The sequence below is a fragment of the Acidovorax cavernicola genome, from assembly GCF_003581445.1.
The window spans coordinates 1-1,589 of the sequence record NZ_QXMN01000193.1 but is presented as its reverse complement, the minus strand read 5'-3'; the positions used below and the strand labels follow the sequence as shown (position 1 = coordinate 1,589).

Genomic DNA, 1,589 nt, shown 5'->3' with positions numbered 1-1,589 from the left:
TGCTTGCGGATGCGGATCTCGATGTAGAGGTCGCCCGGAGGGCCGCCGTTGGTGCCGGGTTCGCCGTTGCCCGTGGAGCGGATGCGCATGCCGTCGTCGATGCCCGCGGGAATCTTGACTTCGAGCGTCTTCTGGTGCTTGACCTTGCCCTGGCCGTTGCAGCTGGTGCAGGGCTCGGGAATGATCTTGCCCGTGCCGCGGCAGTGCGGGCAGGTCTGCTGCACGCTGAAGAAGCCCTGGCGCATCTGCACCGAGCCCTGGCCCGCACAGGTCGTGCAGGTCTTGGCGCTGGTGCCGGGCTTGGCGCCCGAGCCGTGGCAGGTGTCGCAGCTGTCCCAGGACGGGATGCGGATCTGCGCGTCCTTGCCCTTGGCGGCTTCCTCGAGCGTGATTTCCATCGCATAGCTCAGGTCGTTGCCGCGGTACACCTGGCGTCCGCCGCCGCGTCCGCCACGTCCCTGGCCCTGGCTGAACATATCGCCGAAGATGTCGCCGAAGGCTTCGGCGAAACCGCCATAGCCTTCGCCGCCGCCCATGCCACGGTTCGGGTCCACGCCTGCATGGCCGTACTGGTCATAGGCCGCGCGCTTCTGGGCGTCCGAGAGCATCTCGTAGGCCTCCTTGGCCTCCTTGAAGTTCTCTTCGGCCTTGACGGCGGTATCGCCCTGGTTGCGGTCAGGGTGATGCTTCATCGCGAGCTTGCGATAAGCCTTCTTGATTTCCTCGTCCGAGGCGTTCTTGGCAACGCCGAGGACTTCGTAATAGTCGCGTTTGGACATGTTGATTTCTGGGGCCGGTTGGAACAGGAACGCCGCGTCCCCCTTTCGGGGCGACGCGGCGGCGGTCAGTCACAGAGGACCTGCCGCGTCAGTCCTTCTTGACTTCCTTGACTTCGGCGTCCACCACATTGTCGTCTTCGGGCGCCGAGGCACCTGCTGCCGCGCCGGCTGCACCGGCCGCAGCCGCTGCATCGGCACCGCCCGCGGCCTGCGCGTCGGCGTACATCTTCTCACCGAGCTTCTGGCTCACGGTCATCAGGGCCGTGGTCTTGGCGTCGATCGCGTCCTTGTCGTCGCCCTTGAGGACTTCTTCCAGTTCCTTGACGGCGGTCTCGATGGCCGACTTCTCGGCGGCGTCGAGCTTGTCGCCGTGCTCGGTCAGGCTCTTGGTCACGCTGTGCACCGCGGCTTCGCCCTGGTTCTTGGACTGCACGAGTTCCAGCTTCTTCTTGTCATCGGCCGCGTTGAGTTCCGCGTCCTTGACCATTTGCTGGATCTCTTCTTCCGACAGACCCGAGTTCGCCTTGATGGTGATCTTGTTTTCCTTGCCCGACGCCTTGTCCTTGGCGGACACGTTCAGGATACCGTTGGCGTCGATGTCGAAGGTCACTTCGATCTGCGGCACGCCGCGGCCTGCCGGCGGGATGCCTTCGAGGTTGAACTCGCCGAGCATCTTGTTGCCCGAAGCGATTTCACGCTCGCCCTGGAACACCTTGATGGTCACGGCCGGCTGGTTGTCGTCGGCGGTCGAGAAGGTCTGTGCGAACTTCGTCGGGATGGTCGTGTTCTTGGTTATCATCTTGGTCATCA

At 64.0% G+C, this 1,589-nt stretch carries 2 protein-coding genes; both read right to left on the bottom strand.

Annotation, left to right across the window (positions count from 1 at the left end):
* Positions 1-779 (bottom strand): molecular chaperone DnaJ (locus D3H34_RS32410; protein ID WP_147400581.1); only part of this gene is annotated, 779 nt, incomplete at its 3' end.
* Positions 780-867: 88 nt separating this feature from the next.
* Positions 868-1,589, bottom strand: a 722-nt coding sequence (locus D3H34_RS32405) for an Hsp70 family protein (RefSeq protein WP_147400580.1), incomplete at its 5' end; no start/stop codon positions are given.